We start from the raw sequence: 26,055 nt of genomic DNA on the forward strand, positions 1-26,055 counted from the left end.
CTCAGCGCCGTCCGGTGACGAGCTGTCGGCCGATCTCCTGCGAGGTGGTCGACCGCAGCCGCAGTCGCACCTCGTCGGGGACCTCCTCGAACGACGCGCGCAGCAGTCGGCGGCCGTCGGGCACCCGCTTGGCCTGGCGGGCGCGGCTGCTCAGCTCGACCCGGCTCCCGCCCAGCACCAGGGCCAGCACCACCGTGTCGCCCGCTTCCGGGAAGGGCAGGACGACGTCGCCGTGACCGGCCGTCGGGGCGGCGCCGAACATCGCCCGCAGCCCACCCTCGCTGACGTCGGTGGTCTCGCCGAGCAGCATGCCGACCGGGGTCACCAGGCCGACCGGGACGGCCATCGCCACCCGGGGGCTGGCCCGTCGGTCGCCCTCGGAGGCGGCACCGGCCGGCTGCAGCACCCAGGTCGGGAAGCCGCCGCCCCGGACGTCGGCCACGACGTGCGGCCGGTAGCGGATGGCGCCGCCGGGGGAGACCCACCAGACCAGCACCATGCTGCCCAGCCCCAGCCGCACCTTGCGGCCGCGGGCGTCCACACCCACACCGAGCACGAGCTCGGAGGGCCGGCTGAGGTCGACCGTGGTGGTGGCCTGGGGAGCGCCGCCGATGCCGACCACCTCGACGCGGTCCCCTGCGGAGGGCCGGTCGTCGTCGGACTCGGTCGCGAACACGGCTGCCCTCCCTGCGCCCCGGCCCGTGGTCGGGCCGTCCCGGTCCGGGGTATCGGCAGGTGCGGCCCGCACTCGACTCGAAATGCCGAACCCGGTGACCGGTACCCTTGCGCCGTGCCGCGCGTGGTCGTCGACGTCGTCCTGAAGCCAGAGATCTCCGACCCCCAGGGGCAGGCCGTGCTCGGCGCCCTCGGTCGCCTGGGCCACCGGGGGGTGACCGGCGTCCGTCAGGGCAAGCACTTCGTGCTCGACGTCGAGGGGACCCCCGACGAGGCCGAGCTGCGCGAGATCGCCGAGAACCTGCTGGCCAACCCGGTCATCGAGGACGTCGAGCTGCACCTGTCGGGGGACTGACCCGTGCGCATCGGGGTCGTCACCTTCCCGGGCTCGCTCGACGACGTCGACGCCGCCCGCGCCGTCCGGCTGGCCGGTGGTGAGGTCGTGCCGCTGTGGCACGCCGACGCCGAGCTGCCCGCGGTCGACGCCGTCGTCCTGCCCGGCGGGTTCTCCTACGGCGACTACCTGCGGGCCGGCGCCATCGCCGCCCGCCAGCCGCTCATGCGGGCCGTGGTCGACCGGGCGCACGCCGGCATGCCGGTGCTGGGCATCTGCAACGGCTTCCAGGTGCTCTGCGAGGCCGGGCTGCTGCCCGGGGCGCTCACCCGCAACAGCCACCTGCACTTCCGCAACCGCGACCAGGCGCTGCGCGTCGAGCGCGCCGACACCGCGTGGACGTCGTCCTACGCGCAGGGCCAGACCATCACCGTCCCGGTGAAGAACGGCGAGGGCCGCTACGTCGCCGCCGACGCCGACCTCGACCGCATCGAGGGCGAGGGCCGCGTCGTCGTCCGGTACGCCGGTGGCAACCCCAACGGCAGCTCGCGCGACATCGCCGGCGTGACCAGCGCCGACGGCCGGGTCGTCGGGCTCATGCCGCACCCCGAGCACGCCGTCGAGGAGCTCACCGGGCCCTCGGTCGACGGCCTCGGCTTCTTCACCTCGGTCCTCCAGGGAGCGCTCTCCGCATGACCGTCGACACCGTGACCCGCGCCGGGGAGACCCCCGACGAGGAGCAGCCCTGGCGCGAGCTGGGCCTGCGCGCGGAGGAGTACGCCCGGATCCGCGAGATCCTCGGCCGCCGCCCCACCACCGCCGAGCTGGCCATGTACTCGGTGATGTGGAGCGAGCACTGCTCGTACAAGTCCTCCAAGGTGCACCTGCGCACCTTCGGCGACCTGCCGAAGAGCGAGGCGCTGCTGGTCGGCATGGGCGAGAACGCCGGCGTGGTCGACGTGGGTGACGGCTACGCGGTGACCTTCAAGGTCGAGTCGCACAACCACCCCAGCTACGTCGAGCCCTACCAGGGTGCGGCCACCGGCGTCGGCGGCATCGTGCGCGACATCCTCACCATGGGCGCGCGCCCGGTCGCCGTCATGGACTCGCTGCGCTTCGGTCGGGCCGACGCCCCCGACACCGCCCGGGTGCTGCCCGGCGTCGTGGCCGGCGTGGGCGGCTACGGCAACTGCCTGGGCCTGCCCAACATCGGCGGCGAGATCCTGTTCGACGACTGCTACCTGGGCAACCCGCTGGTCAACGCGCTGTGCGTCGGTGTCATGAAGCACTCCGACGTCCGGCTGGCCAAGGCCGAGGGCGTGGGCAACAAGGTCGTGCTGTTCGGCGCCCGCACCGGCGGCGACGGCATCGGCGGGGTCTCGGTGCTGGCCAGCGAGACCTTCGACGCCGACGGCCCGGCCAAGCGGCCCTCGGTGCAGGTGGGCGACCCTTTCACCGAGAAGCTGCTCATCGAGGCGTGCCTGGAGATCTTCGCCGCCGACCTGGTCACCGGCATCCAGGACCTCGGCGGCGCCGGGCTCTCCTGCGCCACCAGCGAGCTGGCCGCCGCGGGCTCGGGCGGCATGCGCATCGACCTGGAGACCGTGCCGCTGCGCGACTCCACGCTCACCGCGGCCGAGATCCTGATGAGCGAGTCGCAGGAGCGCATGTGCGCGATCGTCGAGCCCGCGAAGGTCGAGGAGTTCCTCGCGGTCTGCGCGAAGTGGGACGTGCTGGCCACCGTCATCGGTGAGGTCACCGACGGCGACCGGCTGCTCATCGACTGGCACGGCGAGCGCATCGTCGATGTCCCGCCGCGCACCGTCGCGCACGACGGCCCGGTCTACGAGCGCCCCTACTCCCGCCCGGCCGATCTCGACGCGCTCCAGGCCGACCTGCCGCCCGTCGAGTCCACCGACCTGCGCGCCGACTGGCTGGCCGTCGTCGGCAGCCCCGACGGCTGCGACAAGTCGTGGGTCACCGAGCAGTACGACCGGTACGTGCAGGGCAACACCGTGCTCGCCCAGCCCGAGGACGCCGGCCTGGTGCGCATCGACGAGACCAGCAACCGCGGCATCGCCCTCGCGCTCGACGGCAACGCCCGCTTCGCCCGGCTGGACCCCTACACCGGCGCGCAGCTGAACCTGGCCGAGGCCTACCGCAACGTCGCCGTCTCCGGCGCCGTGCCGCTGGCGGTCACCAACTGCCTGAACTTCGGCTCCCCCGAGGAGCCGGAGGTCATGTGGCAGTTCGCCGAGGCCGTGCGCGGCCTGGCCGACGGCTGCCGCGCGCTGGGCCTGCCGGTCACCGGCGGCAACGTGAGCCTCTACAACCAGACCGGCGACGTCCCGATCAACCCCACGCCGGTGATCGGCGTGCTGGGCGTGCACGCCGACGTGCGCACCCGCGTGGGCGGTGGCTGGCGGGCGGCGGGGGAGACCCTGCTGCTGCTCGGCGACACCCGGCCCGAGTTCGGCGGATCGGCCTGGGCGTCGGTCGTGCACGGCCACCTCGGCGGCCTGCCCCCGCAGCTCGACCTCGACGCCGAGCGCGCCCTGGCCGAGCTGCTGGCCGGTCTCGCCGCCGACGGTGCGGTCACCTCCGCCCACGACCTGTCCGACGGCGGCCTGGCGCAGGCGCTGACCGAGTCGGCCCTGCGGTACGGCGTCGGCGCGACGGTGCGCGTCGAGGGCGACCCCACGGCGGCGCTGTTCGCCGAGTCGGTGGCCCGCGCGGTGGTCACCACCACCGATGCCGCTGCTGTGCGGGCGGCGGCCGAGGCGGCCGGCGTCCCGGTGACCGAGCTGGGCACGACGGGCGGCGACGCCCTGGTGGTCGAGGGCCTGGTCGAGCTGCCGCTGACCGAGCTGCGCACCACCTGGACCCGCACGCTGCCCGATCTGTTCGGCCACCCCGAGGACGCCGTCGGCGCCGTCCCCACCGGGGCGGTCCCCACCAGCTGATGGCCGGCACCGCGCCCATCCCGGCGGAGCAGCTCCGCGAGGTGCTGGGCCCGGTGCTGCCCTGGCTGCGCGAGGAGGCCGAGAGGCCGCCGCGCACGGTGCTCGGCGCGGCGGTGAAGACCACCGCGCGGTGGCTGGCCCAGCAGGTGCCCGGCCGGTCGGTGGAGGTGCGGGTGCCCCCGTTCGTCGCCGTCCAGTGCATCGAGGGCCCGCGGCACACCCGCGGCACCCCGCCCAACGTCGTCGAGACCGACGCCGCCACCTGGCTGAGGCTGGTCTGCGGCCTGCTGACCTGGGACGACGCGGTGGCCGGCGGCACGGTGGCCGCCAGCGGCAACCGCGCCGACCTCGCCGCCGTGCTTCCCCTGCGTCCCTTCCGCTCGGGCCCGCCCGCCTGAGACGCCGACGCCCCGCCCACCGGAGCTGGTGGACGGGGCGTCGAGGTCGGGTCGGGTCAGCCGCCGGTGAAGAGCGGGGCGGCGGTGATGACGGTGCGCACCAGGCCGTAGGCCAGCGGGATGCTGACCAGCAGCCAGGCGATGACGATCAGCAGGGTCGGGGTGCTGGTGCGCTCGGGCCCTGCGCTGCGCTGCGACGAGCTCATCGGACGGCGCTCCTCTCGGTGGTGGCGGGCTCGGTCTTCTTCTCGTGCCACTTGCTGTCGACCGGCTTGACGAGCAGGTTCGCGACGAACCCGATCGCGAGCAGGCCGACCATGATGAACAGCGCGATGCGGTAGTCGCCGGCCACGAGCTCGCCGGGGGTGCCCTGGGTGTCCAGCACGCCGTTGACGATCAGCGGGCCGGCGACGCCGGCGGCGGCCCACGCGGTGAGCAGCCGGCCGTGGATGGCGCCCACCTGGTAGGTGCCGAACAGGTCGCGCAGGTAGGCCGGGATCGTCGCGAACCCACCGCCGTAGAAGCTGATGATCACCGCGGCCAGGACGACGAACAGCCAGGTGGCCGAGCTGCCGACGGTGGCCAGCGCGACGTACAGCAGCAGCCCGACGCCGAGGTAGACCATGTAGATGGGCTTGCGGCCGATCTTGTCCGAGGTCGAGGACCACACGAACCGGCCGGCCATGTTGAACAGCGAGAGCAGGCCGACGAACCCGGCTCCCGCCGCGGCCGCGACCGTGGAGGCGTCGCCCTCGCGGAAGAAGTCCTGGATCATCGGGCTGGCCTGCTCGAGGATGCCGATGCCGGCGGTCACGTTGCAGAAGAGCACCACCCACAGCAGCCAGAACTGCGGGGTCTTGATCGCGTTGGCGGCCGAGACGCTGTCGGTGGTGACCAGCGCCTTCTGCTTGATCGTCGAGGGGTCGAAGCCGTCGGGCTGCCAGCCGTCGGCCGGCACCCGCACGATGAAGGCCCCGAACATCATGTAGGCCAGGTAGACCAGGCCCAGGGTGACGAACAGCCCGGCCACCGCCCCGCCGCTGGGCGTGGTGGCCGCGGTGCCGTCGTAGGCGGGGTCGTAGAAGCTCATCAGCTGCCGCGAGAGCGGGGTGGCGATGAGCGCACCGCCGCCGAAGCCCATGATCGCCATGCCGGTGGCCAGGCCCGGGCGGTCGGGGAACCACTTGATCAGCGTGGAGACCGGCGAGATGTAGCCGATGCCCAGGCCGATGCCGCCCAGCACGCCGTAGCCCAGGTACAGCAGCCACAGCTGGTTCGTCGCGATGCCCGCGGCGCCCACCAGGAAGCCGACCGACCAGAAGCAGGCGGCGGTGAACATGGCCGCCCGCGGGCCGTTGCGGTCGACCCAGGTGCCGAACACGGCGGCCGACAGCCCGAGCATCACGATGGCGATGGAGAAGACCACGCCGATCGAGGTGAGGCTGGCGTCGAAGTGCTCGACCAGGGCGGTCTTGTAGACGCTGGTCGCGTAGGCCTGGCCGATGCAGAGGTGGACGGCGAGGGCGGCCGGCGGGATCAGCCACCGGTTGAAGCCCGGCTTCGCGACGATGCGGTCGCGCGCCAGGAAGCCGGGAACGGCCACGAGGTCCTCCTGTCCGGGGCGGTGCCCGGGATGGCTGGGGTGCCCGCTGTGACGCGGGCCATGCCCCGGGGACGGTAGTTCGAGGTGCAACCACCCGCCGGGTGAGCGAGACGGAATCGTCACCTACCGCTCCACGGAAGCACGTGCGCCGGCCGTCGGACCCCACCCATAAGCTCCGCTGCATGCCGTACGAGGTGCAGGGCGTCGTCGCCCTCAGCAAGGGAGCCCCCGTCAGTCTCGAGACGATCATCGTCCCCGACCCGGGTCCGGGTGAGGCGGTCGTCGACGTGCAGGCCTGCGGGGTCTGCCACACCGACCTGCACTACCGGGAGGGCGGGATCAACGACGAGTTCCCGTTCCTGCTGGGCCACGAGGCCGCCGGCGTGGTCTCGGCGATCGGCGAGGGCGTCACCAACGTCGCCGTCGGCGACTACGTGATCCTCAACTGGCGCGCGGTCTGCGGGCAGTGCCGGGCCTGCACCAAGGGCAAGCCCTGGTACTGCTTCAACACCCACAACGCCACCCAGAAGATGACGCTGGCCGACGGCACCGAGCTGTCCCCGGCCCTGGGCATCGGCGCCTTCGCCGAGAAGACCCTCGTCCACTCCGGCCAGTGCACCAAGGTCGACCCGGCGGCCAAGCCCGAGGCCGCCGGCCTGCTGGGCTGCGGCGTCATGGCCGGCGTGGGTGCCGCGATCAACACCGGCGGCGTGGGCCGTGGCGACACCGTCGCGGTCTTCGGCTGCGGCGGCGTGGGCGACGCGGCCATCGCGGGGGCGAAGCTGGCCGGCGCGGCCAAGGTCATCGCCGTCGACCTCGACGACCGCAAGCTCGAGTGGGCGAAGGGCCTGGGTGCCACCCACACGGTGAACTCCAAGGACACCGACGCGGTCGCCGCGATCAAGGAGCTCACCGGCGGGTTCGGCGTCGACGTCGCCATCGACGCGGTCGGCCACCCGGCGGTGTACCAGCAGGCCTTCGACGCCCGTGACCTCGCCGGCACCGTCGTGCTGGTCGGCGTCCCGAACCCGACGATGGAGATCACGCTGCCGTTGATCGACGTCTTCGGCCGCGGCGGCGCGCTGAAGTCCTCCTGGTACGGCGACTGCCTGCCCAGCCGCGACTTCCCCATGCTCATCGACCTCTACCTGCAGGGCCGCTTCGACCTCGACGCCTTCGTGTCCGAGACCATCGGCATCGGCGACGTCGAGGCCGCGTTCGAGAAGATGCACCACGGCGACGTGCTGCGCTCGGTCGTGGTGTTCGACAAGTGACGGTCTACATCGACAAGACCGTGGTCAGCGGGGTGTTCAGCCTCGACGGCCAGGACTTCGACGTGGACAACAACGTGTGGCTGGTCGGCGACGAGGAGACCGTGCTGGTCATCGACGCCCCGCACGACGCCGCGCCGATCCTCGAGGCCATCGGGCCGCGCACGCTGGGCGCGATCGTGCTGACCCACGGGCACAACGACCACATCACCGCCGCGGTGGCGCTGCGCGAGGCCACGGGGGCGCCGATCTGGTTCCCGCCGGCCGACCGCATGCTGTGGGACGTCGTGCACCCCGACGCAGCGCCCGACCACGACCTGGTCGAGGGCACGACGTTCGACGTCGCCGGCACCCAGCTGGTCGCCATGCACACCCCCGGCCACTCGCCGGGCAGCACCTGCCTGCACGCCCCGGAGCTGGACACGGTGTTCACCGGCGACACGCTGTTCTGCGGCGGACCCGGCGCCACGGGCAGGTCCTACAGCGACAAGCCGACCATCCTGAACTCCATCCAGGAGCGGCTGCTGACGCTGCCCGGCGACACCGTGGTGAAGACCGGGCACGGCGACGACACCACCGTCGCCGCCGAGGTCGACAACATCCACTGAGGTGGACGCACCCCGGGCGCGCATCGGCACCTCGGGGTGGAGCTACGACCACTGGGACGGCGTCCTCTACCCACCGGGGACGCCGTCCCGGGACCGGCTCGCGCACTACGTGGCCGAGTTCAACACCGTCGAGCTGAACGCCTCGTTCTACCGCTGGCCGCGCGACACGACGTTCGCCGGCTGGCGGCAGCGCCTGCCCCCGGGCTTCGCGATGAGCGTCAAGGCCGCCCGCGGCCTCACCCACGCCAAACGGCTGTACGACCCCGAGACCTGGATCGACCGCATGTCCGCGGGGTGGCACGAGCTCGCCGACCGCCGCGGGGTCCTGCTGGTGCAGCTGCGCCCGGACCACCAGCGCGATGACGACCGGCTGGCCTGGTTCCTGGGCCACCTGCCGCCGTGGCTGCGGGTCGCGGTCGAGCTGCGGCACCCCACCTGGCAGCACGACGACGTGTTCGAGCTGCTCGCCCGGCACGGGGCCGCGTACTGCGTGGTCAGCGGGGCCGGCATCCCGTGCGTGCTGCGGGTGACCGCCCCCTTCGCCTACGTGCGCTGGCACGGCCCCGACCACGAGCACCTCTACGCGGGGTCCTACTCCGAGGCCGACCTGCAGTGGTGGGCCGACCGCATCCGCGAGTGGCGGGGCGTCGAGGTGTTCGGCTACTTCAACAACGACGGCGAGGGGCACGCCGTCCGCAACGCCCGCCGCCTGCGCGAGCTGCTCGGGTGAGGCGTCCGACACCCCACGGGGATGGCCACCGGGCCGGGCGCCGGTACCCTGGACGCCGTGCCTCGCGGTGATGGACGGCTGACGCACGACCTCGACCCCCAGGACGCAGGACCCCAGGACGCGTGCGGCGTCTTCGGGGTCTGGGCGCCGGGGGAGGAGGTCGCGAAGCTCACCTACTTCGGCCTGTACGCCCTCCAGCACCGCGGGCAGGAGGCAGCGGGCATCGCGGTGTCCGACGGCGCGTCCGTCGTGGTCTACAAGGACCTCGGCCTGGTCAGCCAGGTCTTCGACGAGTCGACGCTGTCCAGCCTGCGCGGCTTCCTCGCCGTCGGGCACACCCGGTACTCCACCACCGGCGCCTCGACCTGGGAGAACGCCCAGCCGACGTTCCGCACCACAGGCGGGGGCAGCGGCATCGCGCTGTGCCACAACGGCAACCTGGTCAACACCGCCGAGCTGGCCAGCCGGGCGGCCGACGAGGGCGTCTCGGGGGCCTTCTCGGCGACCACCGACTCCGACATCGTCACCGCGCTCATCGCCGCCAAGCAGGACCTCTCGATCGAGGCCGCCGCGATGCAGGTGCTCCCCGCTCTGCGCGGCGCGTTCAGCTTCACCTTCATGGACGAGACCACCCTCTACGCCGCCCGCGACGCCCAGGGCGTGCGCCCGCTGGTGCTCGGCCGGCTCGAGCGCGGCTGGGTCGTGGCCAGCGAGACCGCCGCGCTGGACATCGTCGGCGCCTCCTACGTCCGCGAGGTCGAGCCCGGCGAGCTCATCGCCATCGACGAGGACGGCCTGCGCTCCCAGCACTTCGCCCCCGCCGAGCCCAAGGGCTGCGTGTTCGAGTACGTCTACCTGGCCCGGCCCGACACCACGATCTCCGGCCGCGGGGTGCACGCCGCCCGGGTCGAGATCGGTCGCCGGCTGGCCAAGGAGCACCCGGTCGAGGCCGACCTGGTCATCCCCGTGCCCGAGTCGGGCACCCCGGCCGCGGTGGGCTACGCCGAGGCCTCGGGCATCCCCTACGGCCTGGGCCTGGTCAAGAACTCCTACGTGGGCCGCACCTTCATCCAGCCCAGCCAGACCATCCGGCAGCTGGGCATCCGGCTCAAGCTCAACCCGCTGCGCGACGTCATCCGCGGCAAGCGGCTGGTCGTCGTCGACGACTCGATCGTGCGCGGCAACACCCAGCGCGCGCTCGTGCGCATGCTGCGCGAGGCCGGCGCCGTCGAGGTGCACGTGCGCATCGCCTCGCCGCCGGTGAAGTGGCCCTGCTTCTACGGCATCGACTTCGCCTCCCGCGCCGAGCTGGTGGCCAACGGTCTGGACGTCGACGGCGTGCGGGCCTCGATCAACGCCGACTCGCTGGGCTACGTCAGCGAGGCCGGCATGATCGCGGCCACCGAGCAGCCGGCCAGCCGGCTGTGCTCGGCCTGCTTCACCGGCGAGTACCCGATCCCGCTGGGCGAGCCCGAGGTGCTGGGCAAGCACGTGCTCGAGGGCATCACCAAGCGCACCCTGCCGGTCATCGACGACGTCGACCGCGAGGCCGCCCGAGCGGTCAGCGGCTGGACCGGTCGGCAGGCCGGCAGCCCCAGCGTGGCCGGCGGCGCCGACGACGCCCTCACCCGCCCATGAGCTACACCTATGCGGGGTCCGGCGTCGACATCGACGCCGGCGAGCGCGCCGTCACCCTGATGAAGGGCGCCGTCGAGGCCACCAACCGGCCCGAGGTGGTCGGCGGCCTGGGCGGCTTCGCCGGGCTGTTCGCGCTGGACACCCAGAAGTACCGCAAGCCGCTGCTGGCGTCGTCCACCGACGGTGTCGGCACGAAGATCGCGCTGGCCCGCCAGCTCGACCGGCACGACACGGTGGGCATCGACCTGGTCGCCATGTGCGTCGACGACCTGGTCGCGTGCGGGGCCGAGCCGCTGTTCCTGCAGGACTACGTGGCCTGCGGCAAGGTCGTGCCCGAACGCATCGCCGCGATCGTCACCGGCATCGCCACCGGGTGCCGGCTGGCCGGGGCCTCGCTGGTCGGCGGCGAGACCGCCGAGCACGGCGACCTCATGGGCGCCGACGAGTACGACCTGGCCGCCACCGCCGTGGGCGTCGTCGAGGCCGATGCCGTGCTCGGGCCCGAACGGGTGCGCGCAGGCGACGTCGTGGTGGCCATGGCCTCCTCGGGCTTCCACTCCAACGGCTACTCCCTGGTGCGCCGCGTGGTCGCCGAGGCCGGACTGGACCTGCTCTCCACCCCGGCGGGGCTGGACCGGGAGCTGGGCGCCACCCTGCTCGAGCCCACGCGCATCTACGCCCTGGACTGCCTGGCGCTCGTCGCGGAGCTCGGCGTCGAGCAGGTGCACGCCTTCGCGCACATCACCGGCGGTGGGCTCGCGGGCAACGCAGCGCGCGTCGTCCCCGACGGCCTCGTGGCCGAGCTCGACCGCAGCACCTGGGCCCTGCCGGCCGCGGTGCACCTGCTGGAGTCGCACGGCGTGCCGCGCACCGAGTCCGAGCGGGCGTTCAACTGCGGCGTCGGCATGGTGGCCGCGGTCGCCCCCGAGGCCGCCGACCGTACGGTCGCACTGCTCACCGAGCGCGGCGTGCCGGCCTGGGTCGCGGGCACGGTCGGGCAGCGGGACGACGCCGAGGCGGCCGCGGCCCACCTGGTCGGCTCGTACCGCTGACGCAGCACGACAGCACCGCCGTCCCGGGGGGCGGCGGTGCTCGTCGTGCGGTGCGTCTGGTGCGGTGGTGCTGTGGGTCGACGACCCGGATCAGCGGCTGGCGACCCAGCCGTCGTCCGCGTCGTCGTCGTCGATCCATCGCGAGGCGATGTCGTCCTCGTCGTCGTCCTTGACCGCCGGAGCGGTGTAGGTCGACGCCTGCCCACCGAGTTCCCGCTGCAGAGCAGTCAGGTCGGTGGAAGGTGAGCTGTACTTGAGCTCACGGGCCACGCGTGTCTGCTTGGCCTTCGCTCGGCCGCGCCCCATGGCTCGACCCCCTCGTAACGGAGTGGCGGCCGTCCAGCGCTGGGCTTGGACGGCCCGACTGGCGACCCCGACTGAGTGATTGTGTCCGCCGATGAGCTTACGTCACGGAACGGGCCTCGGCACACGACCTCGCCACGAGTCCCCCGGACGGGCAGGTCACAGGCCCTGGAGGTGACCGGTGTCTCAGCGCGTCGGGGCGTTCAGCGGGTCGCGGGCAACCGGATGGTCGACAGCCGTCCCACCGAGCGCATGCGCTCCTCGGCCAGCCGGTCGGCGGCGACGGCGGGGGTGACCCCCTCGGCGTCGGCGGCGGCGAACACCCGCAGCGCGACGTCGAAGATGGTCGCCGCGTTGGCCTGCGCGCGGGCGAAGTCGAACCCGTGCCGCTCGTCCTCGACCTGGATGACCCCGCCGGCGTTCACCAGGTAGTCGGGGGCGTAGAGGATGCCGCGGTCGGCCAGCAGCTGGGCGGTGCCCTCGTGCACGAGCTGGTTGTTGGCCCCGCCGCACACGACCTGGGCGGGGAGGACGGCGACGGTCTCGTCGTCCAGGGCACCGCCGAGTGCGCAGGGGGCGTAGACGTCGTGCGGCGTGCGCACGAGCTCGGCCGAGTCGGCCACGGCGCGGACGGCCGCGTGCTTCGCGGTCACCCGCTCGACGGCCGCGGGGTCGACGTCGGTGACCACCACGGAGGCGCCGTCCTCGACGAGGGAGTCGACCAGCCACGAGCCGACCTTGCCCACCCCGGCGACGGCGACGGTGCGCCCGGCCAGCGAGGGCGTGCCCCAGCGGTGCTGCGCGGCGGCCCGCATGCCCTGGAAGACCCCGAACGCGGTGAGCACCGAGGAGTCCCCGCAGCCGCCGCGGGCCACGGACCGGCCGTGCGCGAAGCGGGTCTCGCGGGCCACGACGTCGAGGTCGGCGTTGTACGTGCCGACGTCGCACGCGGTCAGGTACCGGCCACCGAGGGACTCGACGAAGCGCCCGTAGGCGCGCAGCAGGGCCTCGGTCTTGTCCCGCTTCGGGTCGCCGATGATGACGCCCTTGCCGCCGCCGAGGTCGAGCCCGGCCAGGCTGTTCTTGTAGGCCATCGCCTTCGAGAGGGCCAGCGCGTCGGCGACGGCCGCGGCCTCGGTGGCGTAGGGGAAGAAGCGGGTGCCGCCCAGGGCCGGGCCGAGGGCGGTGGAGTACACCGCGACCACGGCGCGCAGGCCGGACTCCTCGTCGCTGCAGAAGACCACTTGCTCGTGCCCGGAACCGAAGACGTCCACGCGGCAGAGCCTACGAGCCGGTGGCATGACAAGCTGATGCGCTCAGCAGGGCCGACCGAGGGAGGACGACGTGCGGGAGACCGACCGCGTGTCCGACCCGGTGCCCGACCACGCGCCCCACCACGCGTCCCACCACCCGTCCGACCACCCGTCCGACCGGGCGTCCGACCGGGCGTCCGACCGGGTGCCCGACCTCGTCGCCGGCCTCCGGTTGGACCGCACCAGCCCGGTGCCGCTGTACCGCCAGGTCGCCCGCTACCTGGAGCAGGGGATCGCCTCGGGCAAGCTGCCGCCGGGCACCCGGCTGGACAACGAGGTCGCGCTGGCCGACTCGCTCGGGCTCTCGCGGCCCACCCTGCGCCAGGCCATGCGCGACCTGGTCGAGAAGGGCCTCATCGTCCGCCGGCGCGGCGCGGGCACCCGGGTGGGCACCCCGCTGCGGCTGCCGCCGCCCGAGCCCACCAGCAGCTACGACGAGCTGGTCCGGGCCGACGAGGACCCGGCCACCCAGGTGCTCTCGCACACCACGGGGCCGGCCGACCCCGCCACCGCCCGCGCGCTGGCCATCCCGGCGGGCACCGACGCGGTGACCGTCGTCCGGTTGCGGGCCGTGCGCGGCGCGCCGATCGCCCGGCTGACCAACTGGTTCCGGGCCGGTCTGCTCGAGCTCGACGACGCCGAGCTCGAGCGCACCGGCCTGTACGCCCTGGTCCGTGCGGCGGGTCTGGAGATGCGCACCGCCCGCCAGGTCATCGGCGCCCGCCCGGCCACGCCCGAGGAGTCCGCGCTGCTCGACGTCGAGCCCGGCGGCATCCTGCTGACGATGGAGCGCACGTCCTACGACCGGCACGGGACGCCGGTGGAGCACGGGCAGCACGTCTACGTGGCCGAGCGCTACTCCTTCGAGATGAGCCTGCTGACCCCCTGAGCGCGGACCAGACATACTCAGTGCTTTGGCATGCCCGCTCTGCAGGAGGAACACCGAACCATGCGCATCACCCGATCGGCCGGCGTGCTCGCCGTGGCCGGCATCCTGGCCCTGAGCGGTTGCAGCGGCACCGGCCAGGAGGACACCTCCGCGGAGGGGGCCTCCGGCGCGGACCTCGACATCGCCGTCATCACCCACGGCGCCCCCGGCGACTCGTTCTGGGACGTCGTCCGCTCGGGCGCCGACCAGGCCGGCGAGGACCTGGGCGTCACGGTCGACTACAACAGCGACCCCGACCCGACCCGGCAGGCCGAGCTCATCGACAACGCGGTCTCCCAGGGCGTCGACGGCATCGTCGTCTCGATGGCCAACCCCGACGGGCTGCGCGACTCCGTCGAGGCCGCGGTCGCCGCCGGCATCCCGGTCATCACCATCAACTCCGGCCAGGGCCGCTCGGCCGAGTTCGGCGCCATCACCCACGTCGGCCAGGACGAGACCACCGCCGGCGAGGCGGTCGGCACCCGGCTGAACGAGGAGGGCCAGACCGGCAAGGTGCTGTGCGTCATCCACGAGGCCGGCAACATCGGCCTCGAGGACCGCTGCTCGGCGGTCGCGTCCACCTACGCCGGCCAGGTCGAGAACCTGCAGGTCGACGGCACCGACACCGCGCAGGTGCAGGACACGATCCTGTCCAAGCTGCAGTCGGACCCCAGCGTGACCACCGTGCTCGCGCTGCAGGGGCAGGTCGCGGTCGCCGCGGTCTCCGCCCAGGCCGACGCCGGCACCTCGGCGCAGATCGACACCTTCGACATCTCCTCCGACGTGCTCGACGCCGTCACCGCCGGCGACATCACCTTCGCCGTCGACCAGCAGCCCTACCTCCAGGGCTACCTGCCGGTCTCGTTCCTGCAGCTCTACGCGACCAACGGCAACGTCGTCGGCGGCGGCCAGCCGGTCAACTCCGGCCCGGCCTTCGTCACCTCCGAGAACGCCGCGGACGTCGCCCGGTACGCCGCCAACGGCACCCGGTGACCACCGCTGCCCCGGCCCGGGTGGCGCCCGCCCGGGCGACCACCCGGGTCCTCCGGCGTCCCGAGGTCGGGGCAGCGGTCGCGGCGCTGGCCGTGCTGCTGTTCTTCACGGTCGTCGCCGACCAGTTCCTCACGCCCTCGGGCATCGGCACGTGGCTGAACTCCGCCTCCCGCTTCGGGATCATGGCGGTGGCGGTCGCGATGCTCATGATCGGCGGCGAGTTCGACCTCTCCGCCGGCGCCATGACCGGGGCCACCGGGCTGCTGGTCGGCGTCGCCACCACCGGCTACGGCCTCAACGTCTGGGTGGCCGTCGTCCTGGCCCTGGTGGTCGCGCTGGCCATCGGTGCGCTCAACGGCGTGCTCGTCGTCCGCACCGGCCTGCCCAGCTTCATCGTCACGCTGGGCACGTTCTTCGTGCTCCAGGGCATCGACCTGGCCCTGGTCAAGCTCGTCTACGGGCAGGTCGCCGTCCAGGGCTTCAGCGACGTGCCGTTCGTCGAGTCGGTCAAGCCGGTCTTCGGCGGCACGCTCGCCATCGGCGGGGCGAGCATCTCGGTGTCCGTGCTGTGGTTCCTGGCGGTGACCGCCCTGGCCACCCTCGTGCTGCTGCGCACGCGGGCCGGCAACTGGGTGTTCGCCGTCGGCGGGGCGCAGGCCAGTGCCCGGGCCACGGGGGTGCCGGTGGCCCGCACCAAGATCGGCCTGTTCATGACGACGGCGGCCGCGGGCTGGCTGGTCGGCATGATCAGCCTGTTCCAGAGCTCGACCGTGCAGAGCTCCACCGGCGTGGGCGACGAGTTCATCTACATCATCTGCGCCGTCGTCGGCGGGTGCCTGCTCACCGGCGGCTACGGCTCGGCCGTGGGCGCCGCGCTGGGCGCGCTGATCTACGGCATGACCCGGCAGGGCGTGGTCTACGCCGGCTGGGACAGCAACTGGCTCTACGCCTTCCTCGGCGTGATGCTGCTGGCCGCGGTGCTGGTCAACAACGCCGTGCGGGTGCGGGCGGAGCGGCTGCGGTGAGCGCCCCGCTGATCGAGGTCACCGACCTGGGCAAGACCTACGGCTCGGTCGTGGCGCTGCGCGGGGTCACCACCTCGGTGCGGGCCGGCGAGGTCACCTGCGTGCTGGGCGACAACGGTGCCGGCAAGTCCACCTTCATCAAGATCCTGTCCGGGGCGCACCAGCACTCCGAGGGCAGCTACCGCGTCGACGGCGTCGAGCAGCACATGTCCAGCCCGCGCGACGCGCTCGCGCTGGGCATCGCGACGGTCTACCAGGACCTCGCGGTCGTGCCGCTCATGCCGGTCTGGCGCAACTTCTTCCTCGGCTCGGAGCCCCGCAGGGGGCCGCTCCGGATGCTGGACGTCGACCTCATGAAGCGGACGACGCGCGACGAGATGGCCGCCATGGGCATCGACCTGCGCGACGTCGACCAGCCCATCGGCACGCTGTCCGGCGGCGAACGGCAGTGCGTGGCGATCGCCCGTGCGGTGCACTTCGGTGCCCGGGTGCTGATCCTCGACGAACCCACCGCGGCGCTGGGCGTCAAGCAGTCCGGTGTGGTGCTGCGCTACATCGCCCGGGCACGCGAGCGGGGACTCGGGGTCGTGTTCATCACCCACAACCCGCACCACGCCTACCCGGTGGGCGACCGGTTCCTGGTGCTGCGCCGGGGGCAGAGCATCGCCGACCGGCCCAAGGCGGAGCTGACGCGCGACGAGCTGGTCACGCTCATGTCCGGGGGTGCCGAGCTCGACGCGTTGGAGCACGAACTGGAGCGCGACCACCCGATCTGAGGACAGCCGCTCAAGGTCGGACCGATCGGTGTCGATGGAGCACCGTCAGACGGAACGGCCCACCAGGTCCGTGACGGACTGGTCCAGGCTGCCCCGGCGTGTTGCGCATGTGACTCGTGGGGCGGGTGGGACAGTCCACGGGCTGTTCTGCCATCCCTCTTCCCCAGGGAGCGCTCCATGTCGCAGCACCCGCTGCGTGCCACCCTCGTGGCTGCCTTCGCGGTGGCCGTCGTCGTGCTAGGTGCCGGGCCGGCCTCGGCCGCCCCACCGGCGCCGGGCAACCCCAGCGACGGCGAGCTGACCGCGGCGCAGACCGCCCAGGACGCCGCCGCGGCCGAGGTGGGCCGGATCGCCGGCCTCGTCGCCGGTGCGCAGGCCCAGCTGGACCAGGCGTCGGTGCAGGCGGAGTCGGCCGGCATCGCCTACGAGGCCGCGCAGGAGGCGCTGGGCATCGCGCAGGCCGCAGCTGCGCAGACCGCGGCCGACCTGGCCGCCGCGACCGACCGGGTGACCTCGGCCCAGGGCCGCATCTCGGAGTTCTCCCGGGACAGCTACATGAACGGCGCCACCCTCACCAGCGCGGTCGCGCTGCTGGACTCCGGCGGCCCGGGCGAGCTCGTCGAGCGGGCCGCGATGCTCGAGTGGGTGGCCGACAACCAGCTCGACGTGCTGGGTGACCTCGAGGTCGCCCAGCTGGCCCAGGCCAACGCCGACTCCGCCGCCCGGCAGGCCGTGGACCAGCAGGCCGCTGCCGAGGAGGTCGCCGCCGACGCCAAGAGCACCGCGGACGCCCAGGTCGCCGCGCAGCAGGCCGCCGTCGCCACGGTGAGCGCGCAGAAGGCCACCTACGACGCGCAGCTGCAGGCCGCGCAGATCCAGCTGCTCGCCCTGCAGGGCGCCCGCAACGCCTACCAGGCGTGGGTCGACCAGAAGGCCGCCGAGGAGGCCGCCGCCGCCCGTGCGCAGCAGCAGGCCGCCGCGGCCGCCGCCGCGGCTGCGGCCGCCGCCCGCCAGGCCCCGCCGCCGTCCTCGGTCGGTGGCGGTGGCGGTGGCGGTAGTGGCGGTGGCGGCGGTGGCGGTGGCGGCGGTGGCTACGTGCTGCCGGCCGCGGGCCGGACTAGCAGCTGCTTCGGCGCCCGCTGGGGCACCAGCCACAACGGCGTCGACATCGCCGCGCCGATCGGCACCCCGATCTACGCGGCCACGTCGGGCACCGTCCAGCGGGCCGGCGCGGCCACCGGCTTCGGCCAGGCCGTCTACATCCGCGGCGACGACGGCGCGGTGACCGTCTACGGCCACGTCAGCCGGTACTACGTGTCGGCCGGCGAGCGGGTCTCGGCCGGCGAGCAGATCGCCGACGTCGGCAACGAGGGCCAGTCCACCGGCCCGCACCTGCACTTCGAGGTGCACCCCAACGGGGCGATGTACAGCGGCGCGATCGACCCGGTGCCGTGGATGTCCGCGCGCGGGGTCTCCATCCGCGGCTGCTGACGCAGACGGGCCCGGCTCCCCAGGGGGAGCCGGGCCCGTGCGCGTCCAGGGATCAGCTGGTCGGCGAGGCGGGGCCGGCGGTGGCGCCGGGCTCGATGCCGCAGGTGGTGGTGAGGTAGTCCTGCAGCTCGGTCTGCGCCTGGGCGCCGCTGGTCTGCAGCTGGGAGAACACGGCAGTGAACTGCTGCTGGCCCTCGGGGGTGCTCAGGTCCAGGCCCTGGATGCCGGCGGACGCGGTGCTCAGTGCGCTGGTGAACTCGGTCCACTGCGAGCTGATCTCGTCCGGGGGCGTGATCCCGTTGAGGCGCTCGGACGCCTGGGCGACCAGGGCCGGCAGGGTGGTCGGGTCGGTGCCGGCGTTGGTGAAGGCCGTCGTGAGCTCGTCGAAGGCGGAGACGGTGTCGGCGCAGAAGGCGGCCGACTCGGCGTCCAGGTCGGCCGAGGTCTCGGCCGCGCTGCTGCTGGTCGAGGTGGCGGAGCTGGAGCTGCCGCTGGAGCTGGACGACGTGTCGTCGGAGCCGCCGCCGCAGGCGGTCAGCAGGGCGAGGGCGGCGCAGCCGGCCAGCACGGACTTCAGGGGGGTGGTCAGGCGCATGGGGGCAGGTTACGGACCGGCTCGGGTCCAGCCCCGGACGCGGGCCCCCGCGGGGGTGTCCCGGTCGCGGCCGCGGACACCCCCCGGGGTGGGCTCAGCTGGTGGGTGCGGCGTCGTCGTCGGGGCAGTTGGCGTCGGTCCACGCCTCGACGGCGTCCTCGGCGGGCTGCGCCTGGGGCTGGATCTCGGCGTAGGCGTCCTGGAAGGCCTGCTGGCCCTCGGGTGTGGTGAGGTCGTTGGCCGAGGCGACCTGGCCCAGCTGGTCGTAGGCGTCGCGCAGGGTCTGCAGGTCACCGGCGACGGCGGCCGGGGCGTCGAGCGCGTCGAGTGCGTCGACCACCTGGCTCAGGATCGGGGCCAGGCCCTCGGGGCCGGCGGCGTCGAGCTGGTCGTCGAACCCGTCGAGCGTCGTCTGGCTCTCGGTGCAGAAGGAGGCGGCCTGGGCGTCGGTGTCGCCGCCGTCCTCGGCGGAGCTGGAGCTGGTCTGCGCGGCAGAGGAACCCCCGGCGCTGGGGGTGGCGTCGTCGTCGGAGCTGCCGCCGCAGGCGGCGAGCCCGAGCAGCGCGGTGGCGGACAGGGCGGCGAGTGCGGGTCGCAGGCGCATACCGGCACGCTAGCGGGGCCGGGGGGGACCCGCCCGGTTACGGTCGGGGCTGTGGACGCCCCGGTCGACCCCCGCCGCAGCTGGTCGTTGCCCGCACCCGGCGAGCTGGCCCGCACCGCCGAGCCCGAGCCCCTGGTCACCCGCGTGCTCGCGCCCAACCCGTCGCCGATGACCCTCGACGGCACGAACACCTACGTGGTGGGCGCGCCGGGCAGTGGGCAGGTCGTCGTCGTCGACCCGGGGCCGGACGACCCGGCGCACCTGGCCGCGGTGACCGAGGTGCTCACCGCGCGGGACGCCGAGGTGGTCGCCGTGCTGGTGACCCACCACCACGGTGACCACGCGGAGGCGGCGCGCCCGTGGGCGGAGCGGTTCGGGGTGGCGGTGGCCGCCGGCAGCGGGGACGTCGCCGGGCCGGGCGGTCGCGTGCTCGAGGACGGCGACACGGTCCCCCTCGCCGGGACGGCCCTCACCGTCGTCGCCACGCCCGGCCACACCCGTGACCACCTGGCCTTCCGCACCGAGACCGGTTCCGTGCTGGTCGGTGACCACGTGCTGGGCCGGGGGACGTCGGTGGTCACGCACCCCGAGGGCGACGTCCTGGCCTACCTGGACTCCCTGCGCCGGGTGCACCGGCTGGGCCCTGCCGCGCTGTACTGCGGGCACGGTCCGGAGCTGACCGAGGACGTCGGGGCGGTGCTCGAGTTCTACGCCGCGCACCGCACCTACCGCGAGTGGCAGCTGGTCGACGCCCTGCTGCCGGGGCCGCGCACCGTCGCCGAGCTCGTGGCGCACGTGTACGCCGAGGTGCCGCGGGCGGTGTGGCCGGCGGCCGAGCAGTCGACCCGCGCGACGCTGGCGAAGCTGTCGGCGACCGGGCAGGTCGTGCGGGGCGCGGGGGACAGCTGGCGGGTGGCCTGACCGGTCAGCTGCTGGGCGCCGCGCCGCCGCAGTTGGCTGTCGTCCAGTCGTCGATCGCGAGCTCGGCCGGGGTGGAACCCAGCCCGACGGTGCCGGCCGCGTCGGAGAAGGCCTGCTGGCCCTCGGGGGTGCTGAGGTCCAGGCCGGCCACGGCGTCGACGAGCTGCTGGTAGGTGGCGCGGACCTGGGCGACGTCGTCGACCAGCTCGGCCGGGGGGTCGAGCTCGCCCAGCGTGGCCCCGGCCTGCTGCAGGAGCGTCGGGAGCTGCTCGGGGGTGGCCCCGGCCAGCTGCGAGGCGAGCTCGGTGGAGGCCTGCTGCACCTCGCTGCAGAAGGTCTGCACGTCGTCGTCGGCCGTCGGCGAGCCCTCGTCGGTCGACCCGCCGCAGGCGCCCAACGCCAGGACGGCGGCGAGGGGCAGCACGGCCAGGCCGGGACGCGGGCGCATGCCGGCGACCCTACGGACCACGGACCCGGTCGTTGACCTGCCGACCGCTCCACCGTGGACCCTGCCGCCGACTTCCCGGTCGCCGAGGCGCCCGCGCCCGCCTGGCCAGCAGCGAGGCTCCGGTTCTCGTCGGTACCCGCTGGCACGACCCACCGGGGGGCTGGACGGCCTGGGCCGACCCCGGGCACGGTGACCACGCGGCTGGGCGGGGACGTCTCGTGGAGCAGCTGGAGCCGGCGCGGCGACCGTCGGTGACCCGTGCCACGCTGCCGGCATGAGCGCGCACAGCGAGGTGCCCGTGGTCCGGGCCGCCGACAGCGAGGCCGACCAGCGGCGGGTCGCCGGTGCCCTGGCGGCCCGCGGGATCGGCCGCGGCGACCGCCTCGTGGTGTCGGCCGCGGCGTCGCCGGCGCTGCTGGCCGTCGTCCTCGGGGCGCTGCGCAGCGGCGTCGTCCCGGTCGTCCTGGACCCGGCGCTGCCGGCGGCCGAGCGGGCCGACCTGGTCGCCGACGCGGACCCGGCGCTCGACCTCGGCGACGACCCCGCCCAGCTGATCGGGGACGAGGTCGCCGACCTGGCCCCCTTCCCGCTGGCCCGGCCCATGCACTACACCTCGGGCACCACCGGGCGGCGCAAGGGCGTGTGGTCCGGCGTCCTGACCGACCAGCACGCCCGGGCGCTGGCCACCGAGGAGATCGAGCTCTGGGGCCTGGGGCCCGCCGACCGGCACCTGCAGCTGTCCCCGCTGCACCACTCGGCCCCGCTGCGGTTCGCCCTGCACACCCTGCTGGCCGGCGGCGAGGTGCTGCTGCCGGGCCCCTTCGACGCCGCCCGCGCCGCCCGCGTCATCACCGACATGCGCCCGACCACCACCTTCTGCGTGCCCACCCACCTGCAGCGCCTGCTGCGCGAGGACGTCGACTGGTCCGGCTTCCGCATGCTCGCCCACGCCGGCGCGCCCTGCCCCGAGCCGACCAAGCGCGCGGTCATCGCGGCCCTGCGCGACGGCGCGGTGCACGAGTTCTACGGCTCCACCGAGGTGCAGTTCACCGTCTGCACGACCGCTGACTGGCTGGCCCACCCGGGCAGCGTCGGCCGCGCCCGGCCCGGTCGCACCCTCACCACCGACGAGCGCGGTCAGCTGTGGTGCGCCGTCCCGCCGTGGTCCCGCTTCGAGTACTGGCGGGCGCCCGAGAAGACCGAGCAGGCCTGGGACGGCGACCGGGTGACCGTCGGCGACCTGGGCCGGGTCGACGACGACGGCACCGTGTGGCTCGACGGCCGCCGCGAGGACCTCGTCATCTCCGGCGGCGTCAACGTCTACCCGGCCGAGGTCGAGGCCGCCCTCGACGCCCACCCCGACGTCGTCGAGTCCGCCGTCTTCGGGGTCCCCGACGACGACTGGGGTCAGCGCGTGGTCGCCGCCTACGTCGGGACGGCGACCCCCGACGAGCTGGCCACCTGGGCACGCGAGCGGCTGTCCCCGGCCAAGCGGCCGAAGTCGCTGCACGCCCTCGGTGAGCTGCCGCGCACCTCGACCGGCAAGGTGCGGCGGCTCGACCTGCCGGGGGTCCTGGGCCTGTGACCCGGTTCGACGTCCGGGAGTCGCTCGTCCTGACCGGGCGGGGGAAGTGGGTGCAGGGCGAGCTGGACGGCGCCCCGCCGGCGGTCGGCGACGAGCTCGTCGTCGTGCACACCGGTGCCCGGGTGCGCGTGCGGCAGGTCGCCGACGACGGGGGGCGCCTCCTGCTGGACGACGTCGTCCGGCCCGGCGCCGTGCTGGTCGGCCTCGCCGACACGCTGCCCGACGTGCCCGATCCCGGTCCGGTTCCACCGCCCGGCCCGGTGCACTACGAGGTCGGGTTCACCGGCCGCATCACGGGTCGGGGCCCGGTGCTGTCCGGGTCGCTGCGCCGGGGCGTGGTCGAGGCGGGCGCCGTGCTGGCCGTGGTGGGCTCCGGGGCGACGGTGCGGGTCAGGTCGGTGGAGTTCCACCGGCGCGAGACCGTCGACGGCGTGGTGCTGGGGCTGTACCCGCACCCCGACGACGCCGCCCACGTGGCCGAGGGCGACGTCCTGGTGTCCCGGGAGGGCGAGGGTTGACCGACGTCCTCGTCGTCGGCGCCGGGTCGGCCGGGTGCGCGCTGGCCGCGCGGCTCGTGGACGCCGGCCGCACCGTGCTGCTGCTGGAGGCCGGCGCCGACCACCGCCGTCCCGAGGACTTCCCGGCCACGATCCGCGACGCCGCCACGATGGGGGCGGCCGTGCCCGGGCACCCGGCGAACTGGGACCTCACCGGCGAGCTGGTCGAGGGCCTGTGCTGGCCGGTGCCGCGGGGGCGCATCGTCGGCGGGTCCAGCGCGCTCAACGGCACCTACTGGATCCGGGCCACCCGCGCCGACTGCGACCGGTGGGCCGCGGCCGGCAACCCGGTCTGGGCCTGGGAGGCGATGCGCGCGGCGTTCGAGCGCAGCGAGTCCGACCCCCTGCACGGCACCACCGGGCCGGTCCCGGTCACCCGCAGCACCGACCCGCACCCGATCGCCGACGCGTTCACCGAGGCCTGCCTGCAGCTGGGTTTCCCGGCCGAGCCGGACAAGAACGCCGACGCCCCGCCCGGCGTGGGCCCGGTGCCGGTCAACGTGCTCGGCGGCGTCCGGGTGAACACCGCGATGGCCTACCTGTCCCCGCGCCGCGACCGGCCGGGCCTGACGGTGCGCGGCGACAGCCCCGTCGTCCGCGTGCTGGTCGAGCACGGCCGGGCGGTGGGGGTGCGCTGCGCCGACGGCACCGAGCACCGGGCCGGTGAGGTGGTGCTGTCCGCCGGTGCGGTGGGCACCCCGCACCTGCTGATGCTCAGCGGCATCGGGCCCGCCGACCGGCTGCGGGCGGCCGGCGTCGACGTGCTGGTCGACGTCCCGGGCGTGGGCGCGGGCACCAGCGACCACCCGGACCTCTACGTCACCTACGCCCCGGCCCGCCGCACCCCGATGCCGCGCGGCATGCTCCCGCTGACCACCGCCCTGAACACCGCCGACCACCTCGAGGTCATGCCGTGGCTCAAGCCGTTCAGCAAGGTCATGCTGTCGCGCTCGGAGGGCCATGCCCTGAGCGGTCTGGCCGAGGTGCTGCGCCGGCCGCTGGCCACCGCCCGGGCGCTGCGGGGCACCTCGCTGCGCCGTGCCTTGCAGCAGGCGCGCACCCGCGACGACCTCTACCTGGGCGTCGCGCTGCAGGCGCAGGAGAGCCGCGGCCGCATCGACCTGGTCAGCGCCGACCCGTCGGTGCAGCCCCGCATCCGGTACGGCTACCTCGCCACCGCCGAGGACCGGCGGCGCATGCGCCAGGCGGTGCGGCTGGCCGCCGACCTGCTGCGGACCCCGGCGATGGCCCCGCTGGTGGCGGCCCGCACCGGCCTGCCCGACGACGTCCTCACCGACGACGCAGCCCTCGACGCCTGGACCCGGGCGCACCTGGCGACGGCCATCCACCTCTCGGGCAGCGCCCGCAGCGGACCGGACGACGACCCCGGCGCCGTGGTCGACCAGCAGCTGCGCGTGCGCGGCGTCGAGGGGCTGCGGGTGGCCGACACCTCGGTGCTGCCCACCGTGCCCACCCGGGGCCCGGCCGCCACCGCCGTGGCCGTCGGCGAACGGGCCGCCGAGGTGCTCGCGGAGGGGTGACCCGGACGGGTGCGTCGGGCCCGGCGGGGCGGGGCACCCCGACGTATCTTGTGCGGCATGAGGTCCGAGGAGCTGCTGGCACCGTGAGCTCGCCGTACCCCCCACTGCCGTACTCCGGCCAGCACGCCGCACCGCACCTCGACCCGGGGGTCGCCGGTCTCGACGCGCCGCGACCCGCGCCCCGTCGCCGGCTCTTCGGTCGCGGGATCACCGAGGGCGAACCCACCCCGAGCCCGGCCGACCTAGCCGCCTGGACCCAGTACCTCGCCACCCCGGTGCCCTCGCCCCGGCGCGTGGGGGTCATCGCGCTCAAGGGCGGGGTCGGCAAGACCACCCTGTCGGTGCTGCTGGCCAGCACCCTCGCCCGGCACCGCGCCGACCCGGTGCTGCTGTTCGACACCGACACCACCTTCGGGTCGCTGGCGCTGCGCACCGGCGTCCCCCTGCAGGCCTCGGCGCACGAGCTCGCCGTGGCCGGTGACCCCGGCCGCTTCGACGTCCTGGCCGGCGCGCTGGCCCGCTCGGCCGACGGCGCCTGGGTGCTGCCCAGCGGGCGCGACCCCGAGCAGAGCGCCGCGCTCACCGAGGACGTCTACGTGCAGGCGATGAACGCCGTCTTCCGGCACTTCGCGGTCATGGTCACCGACTGCGGCGCCGGGCTGGCGACCCCGCTCATGCGCCGGGTCGTCAGCGGGTGCCACAGCCTCGTGCTGGCCACCTCGCCGAGCGTCGACGGCCTGCTGGCCGCGCACAACGTGCTCCGCTGGCTGCGGGCCAGCGGCTACGAGGCGCTCGCCGACCGCAGCATCGTGGCGGTCACCAACGTGCCCGCCGGCGGGGCCGCGGTCGACGTCGCCGAGGCACGGCACCGCTTCGCCGGGCAGGCCGGGGACTTCCTCACCGTGCCCGCCGACCGCCACCTGGCCACCGGCAGCCAGCTGCGCCTGGAGGCCCTGGAGCCCCGCACCCGCGCCGCCGCCGTCCGGCTGGCCACGTCCGCCCTGGGTGCCGCGCTCGCCACGCCGTGACGGCGCTGGACGACCCGGTCGGCTCCTCGCTGGCCGGCGCGCACGCGGGCATGGCCCGCCGGGCCGGCCGGACGGCGACCTACCCGTCCGACGTGGCGGTGTTCTCCGCCGTCCCGGCCGACCCCACCGCGCAGGACTGGGCCGACCTCGCCGCCCTGCTCGGCCCGGGAGCGGTGGCCGAGCTGTTCATCTCCCCGGCGACCCCGCCCGCGTCGTGGACGCCGCTGTTCGAGCTCGAGGGCCGGCAGCTGGTCGCGCCGCCGCCCTCGGGCGACCCCGACCCGCAGGTGGTGGAGCTGTGCCCCGCCGACGCCGTCGAGATGCTCGAGCTGGCCACCCGCACCCGGCCCGGCCCGTTCTTCCCCCGAACCGGGGAGCTGGGCACCTACCTGGGCATCCGGCACGGCGGTCGGCTCGTGGCGATGGCCGGCGAGCGGCTCCGGCCGGCCGGGGCGACCGAGATCAGCGCGGTCTGCGCCGCCGAGGAGGTCCGCGGGCAGGGGTTGGCCGGGGTCCTGGTCGACGACCTGGTGCGGCGCATCGCCGCGCGGGGCGAGCAGGCCTTCCTGCACGTCGTCGAGGGCAACACCGCGGCCCGCGCGCTCTACCGGCGGCTGGGCTTCATCGAGCGCCGGGCAGTCGTGTTCCGCGGCTACCGGGTGCCGCCGGCCTGAC

At 74.5% G+C, this 26,055-nt stretch carries 28 protein-coding genes; 20 read left to right on the forward strand and 8 right to left on the reverse strand.

Annotated features, from left to right (window positions below; genetic code table 11):
* Position 1: 1 nt before the first annotated feature.
* Positions 2 to 676 (reverse strand): PilZ domain-containing protein, encoded by a 675-nt coding sequence (locus tag BLP29_RS07625; protein WP_092802045.1) that lies wholly within the window; start codon positions 674 to 676, stop codon positions 2 to 4.
* A gap of 114 nt (positions 677 to 790) precedes the next feature.
* Here BLP29_RS07625 and purS point away from each other — a divergent pair, with 114 nt between their 5' ends.
* Genes purS through BLP29_RS07645 form a run of 4 tightly spaced genes read left to right on the forward strand, consistent with a single transcriptional unit; the run spans position 791 to position 4,370 of the window.
* On the forward strand, positions 791 to 1,030 hold the full coding sequence (purS, locus tag BLP29_RS07630; protein WP_092802047.1) for a phosphoribosylformylglycinamidine synthase subunit PurS: 240 nt from the start codon (positions 791 to 793) through the stop codon (positions 1,028 to 1,030).
* A gap of 3 nt (positions 1,031 to 1,033) precedes the next feature.
* Positions 1,034 to 1,705 (forward strand): phosphoribosylformylglycinamidine synthase subunit PurQ, encoded by a 672-nt coding sequence (gene purQ / locus BLP29_RS07635; RefSeq protein WP_092802049.1) that lies wholly within the window; start codon positions 1,034 to 1,036, stop codon positions 1,703 to 1,705.
* On the forward strand, positions 1,702 to 3,972 hold the full coding sequence (purL, locus tag BLP29_RS07640) for a phosphoribosylformylglycinamidine synthase subunit PurL (RefSeq protein ID WP_092802050.1): 2,271 nt from the start codon (positions 1,702 to 1,704) through the stop codon (positions 3,970 to 3,972). Before purQ ends, purL begins: the two co-directional genes overlap by 4 nt.
* The gene (locus tag BLP29_RS07645) at positions 3,972 to 4,370 is read left to right on the forward strand and encodes a sterol carrier family protein (protein WP_092802051.1); all 399 of its coding nucleotides are present in this window, start codon (positions 3,972 to 3,974) and stop codon (positions 4,368 to 4,370) included. Before purL ends, BLP29_RS07645 begins: the two co-directional genes overlap by 1 nt.
* A 56-nt stretch (positions 4,371 to 4,426) precedes the next feature.
* Here the strand turns inward: BLP29_RS07645 and BLP29_RS20955 are convergent, their stop codons facing one another.
* Positions 4,427 to 4,576: an MFS transporter small subunit gene (locus BLP29_RS20955; RefSeq protein ID WP_165839319.1), complete on the reverse strand. Its 150-nt coding sequence runs from the start codon at positions 4,574 to 4,576 to the stop codon at positions 4,427 to 4,429.
* Entirely contained in the window at positions 4,573 to 5,973 is a 1,401-nt protein-coding gene (locus BLP29_RS07650) for an OFA family MFS transporter (RefSeq protein WP_092802052.1), read from the reverse strand. Before BLP29_RS07650 ends, BLP29_RS20955 begins: the two co-directional genes overlap by 4 nt.
* A gap of 182 nt (positions 5,974 to 6,155) precedes the next feature.
* On the opposite strand from BLP29_RS07650, the gene BLP29_RS07655 reads away from it, so the two are divergent.
* The 5 genes from BLP29_RS07655 to purM are packed head-to-tail and all read left to right on the forward strand — an operon-like array spanning position 6,156 to position 11,272.
* Positions 6,156 to 7,247, forward strand: coding sequence for an S-(hydroxymethyl)mycothiol dehydrogenase (locus BLP29_RS07655; protein ID WP_092802053.1), 1,092 nt, complete (start codon positions 6,156 to 6,158; stop codon positions 7,245 to 7,247).
* Positions 7,244 to 7,852, forward strand: a complete 609-nt coding sequence (locus BLP29_RS07660; RefSeq protein WP_092802054.1) for an MBL fold metallo-hydrolase — start codon at positions 7,244 to 7,246, stop codon at positions 7,850 to 7,852. The genes BLP29_RS07655 and BLP29_RS07660 overlap by 4 nt, the downstream gene beginning before the upstream one ends.
* A 1-nt stretch (position 7,853) precedes the next feature.
* Positions 7,854 to 8,582, forward strand: coding sequence for a DUF72 domain-containing protein (locus tag BLP29_RS07665; RefSeq protein WP_092802055.1), 729 nt, complete (start codon positions 7,854 to 7,856; stop codon positions 8,580 to 8,582).
* A gap of 57 nt (positions 8,583 to 8,639) precedes the next feature.
* Positions 8,640 to 10,220 (forward strand): amidophosphoribosyltransferase, encoded by a 1,581-nt coding sequence (gene purF, locus BLP29_RS07670; protein WP_092803107.1) that lies wholly within the window; start codon positions 8,640 to 8,642, stop codon positions 10,218 to 10,220.
* On the forward strand, positions 10,217 to 11,272 hold the full coding sequence (gene purM / locus BLP29_RS07675; RefSeq protein ID WP_092802056.1) for a phosphoribosylformylglycinamidine cyclo-ligase: 1,056 nt from the start codon (positions 10,217 to 10,219) through the stop codon (positions 11,270 to 11,272). Before purF ends, purM begins: the two co-directional genes overlap by 4 nt.
* A 90-nt stretch (positions 11,273 to 11,362) precedes the next feature.
* Here the strand turns inward: purM and BLP29_RS07680 are convergent, their stop codons facing one another.
* Complete coding sequence (locus BLP29_RS07680) at positions 11,363 to 11,578, reverse strand: DUF3073 domain-containing protein (protein ID WP_092802057.1); 216 nt, start codon at positions 11,576 to 11,578, stop codon at positions 11,363 to 11,365.
* 200 nt (positions 11,579 to 11,778) lie between these two features.
* Entirely contained in the window at positions 11,779 to 12,849 is a 1,071-nt protein-coding gene (locus tag BLP29_RS07685; protein WP_207798367.1) for a Leu/Phe/Val dehydrogenase, read from the reverse strand.
* Positions 12,850 to 12,919: 70 nt separating this feature from the next.
* On the opposite strand from BLP29_RS07685, the gene BLP29_RS07690 reads away from it, so the two are divergent.
* From BLP29_RS07690 to BLP29_RS07710, 5 genes are all read left to right on the forward strand, one after another.
* Positions 12,920 to 13,777: a GntR family transcriptional regulator gene (locus BLP29_RS07690; protein WP_207798368.1), complete on the forward strand. Its 858-nt coding sequence runs from the start codon at positions 12,920 to 12,922 to the stop codon at positions 13,775 to 13,777.
* Positions 13,778 to 13,837: 60 nt separating this feature from the next.
* Positions 13,838 to 14,809, forward strand: a complete 972-nt coding sequence (locus BLP29_RS07695) for a substrate-binding domain-containing protein (RefSeq protein WP_092802059.1) — start codon at positions 13,838 to 13,840, stop codon at positions 14,807 to 14,809.
* Entirely contained in the window at positions 14,806 to 15,834 is a 1,029-nt protein-coding gene (locus BLP29_RS07700; RefSeq protein WP_092802060.1) for an ABC transporter permease, read from the forward strand. The genes BLP29_RS07695 and BLP29_RS07700 overlap by 4 nt, the downstream gene beginning before the upstream one ends.
* A complete protein-coding gene (locus tag BLP29_RS07705) occupies positions 15,831 to 16,610 on the forward strand; it encodes an ATP-binding cassette domain-containing protein (protein ID WP_207798370.1) in 780 nt (259 codons plus the stop codon). The genes BLP29_RS07700 and BLP29_RS07705 overlap by 4 nt, the downstream gene beginning before the upstream one ends.
* 177 nt (positions 16,611 to 16,787) lie before the next feature.
* Complete coding sequence (locus BLP29_RS07710; protein WP_092802061.1) at positions 16,788 to 18,101, forward strand: peptidoglycan DD-metalloendopeptidase family protein; 1,314 nt, start codon at positions 16,788 to 16,790, stop codon at positions 18,099 to 18,101.
* A gap of 52 nt (positions 18,102 to 18,153) precedes the next feature.
* Here the strand turns inward: BLP29_RS07710 and BLP29_RS07715 are convergent, their stop codons facing one another.
* Together BLP29_RS07715 and BLP29_RS07720 are read right to left on the reverse strand one after the other, a co-directional pair.
* Positions 18,154 to 18,696 (reverse strand): hypothetical protein, encoded by a 543-nt coding sequence (locus tag BLP29_RS07715; RefSeq protein ID WP_092802062.1) that lies wholly within the window; start codon positions 18,694 to 18,696, stop codon positions 18,154 to 18,156.
* A 94-nt stretch (positions 18,697 to 18,790) separates the two neighbouring features.
* Entirely contained in the window at positions 18,791 to 19,300 is a 510-nt protein-coding gene (locus BLP29_RS07720) for a hypothetical protein (protein WP_092802063.1), read from the reverse strand.
* 51 nt (positions 19,301 to 19,351) lie between these two features.
* Between BLP29_RS07720 and BLP29_RS07725 the strand changes: the two genes are divergently transcribed.
* A complete protein-coding gene (locus BLP29_RS07725; RefSeq protein WP_092802064.1) occupies positions 19,352 to 20,221 on the forward strand; it encodes an MBL fold metallo-hydrolase in 870 nt (289 codons plus the stop codon).
* Between the two features lie 4 nt (positions 20,222 to 20,225).
* Here the strand turns inward: BLP29_RS07725 and BLP29_RS07730 are convergent, their stop codons facing one another.
* The gene (locus BLP29_RS07730) at positions 20,226 to 20,669 is read right to left on the reverse strand and encodes a hypothetical protein (protein ID WP_092802065.1); all 444 of its coding nucleotides are present in this window, start codon (positions 20,667 to 20,669) and stop codon (positions 20,226 to 20,228) included.
* 274 nt (positions 20,670 to 20,943) lie between these two features.
* Here BLP29_RS07730 and BLP29_RS07735 point away from each other — a divergent pair, with 274 nt between their 5' ends.
* From BLP29_RS07735 to BLP29_RS07755, 5 genes are all read left to right on the forward strand, one after another.
* A complete protein-coding gene (locus BLP29_RS07735) occupies positions 20,944 to 22,254 on the forward strand; it encodes a class I adenylate-forming enzyme family protein (RefSeq protein WP_092802066.1) in 1,311 nt (436 codons plus the stop codon).
* Positions 22,251 to 22,772, forward strand: coding sequence for a hypothetical protein (locus BLP29_RS07740; RefSeq protein WP_092802067.1), 522 nt, complete (start codon positions 22,251 to 22,253; stop codon positions 22,770 to 22,772). The genes BLP29_RS07735 and BLP29_RS07740 overlap by 4 nt, the downstream gene beginning before the upstream one ends.
* Positions 22,769 to 24,352, forward strand: a complete 1,584-nt coding sequence (locus BLP29_RS07745) for a GMC family oxidoreductase (RefSeq protein ID WP_092802068.1) — start codon at positions 22,769 to 22,771, stop codon at positions 24,350 to 24,352. The genes BLP29_RS07740 and BLP29_RS07745 overlap by 4 nt, the downstream gene beginning before the upstream one ends.
* 83 nt (positions 24,353 to 24,435) lie before the next feature.
* A complete protein-coding gene (locus BLP29_RS07750; RefSeq protein WP_165839320.1) occupies positions 24,436 to 25,380 on the forward strand; it encodes a MinD/ParA family ATP-binding protein in 945 nt (314 codons plus the stop codon).
* The gene (locus BLP29_RS07755; RefSeq protein ID WP_207798371.1) at positions 25,377 to 26,054 is read left to right on the forward strand and encodes a GNAT family N-acetyltransferase; all 678 of its coding nucleotides are present in this window, start codon (positions 25,377 to 25,379) and stop codon (positions 26,052 to 26,054) included. Before BLP29_RS07750 ends, BLP29_RS07755 begins: the two co-directional genes overlap by 4 nt.
* Position 26,055: the final 1 nt, after the last annotated feature.

Source organism: Klenkia marina, assembly GCF_900101025.1.
Taxonomy (GTDB): Bacteria; Actinomycetota; Actinomycetes; order Mycobacteriales; family Geodermatophilaceae; genus Klenkia; species Klenkia marina.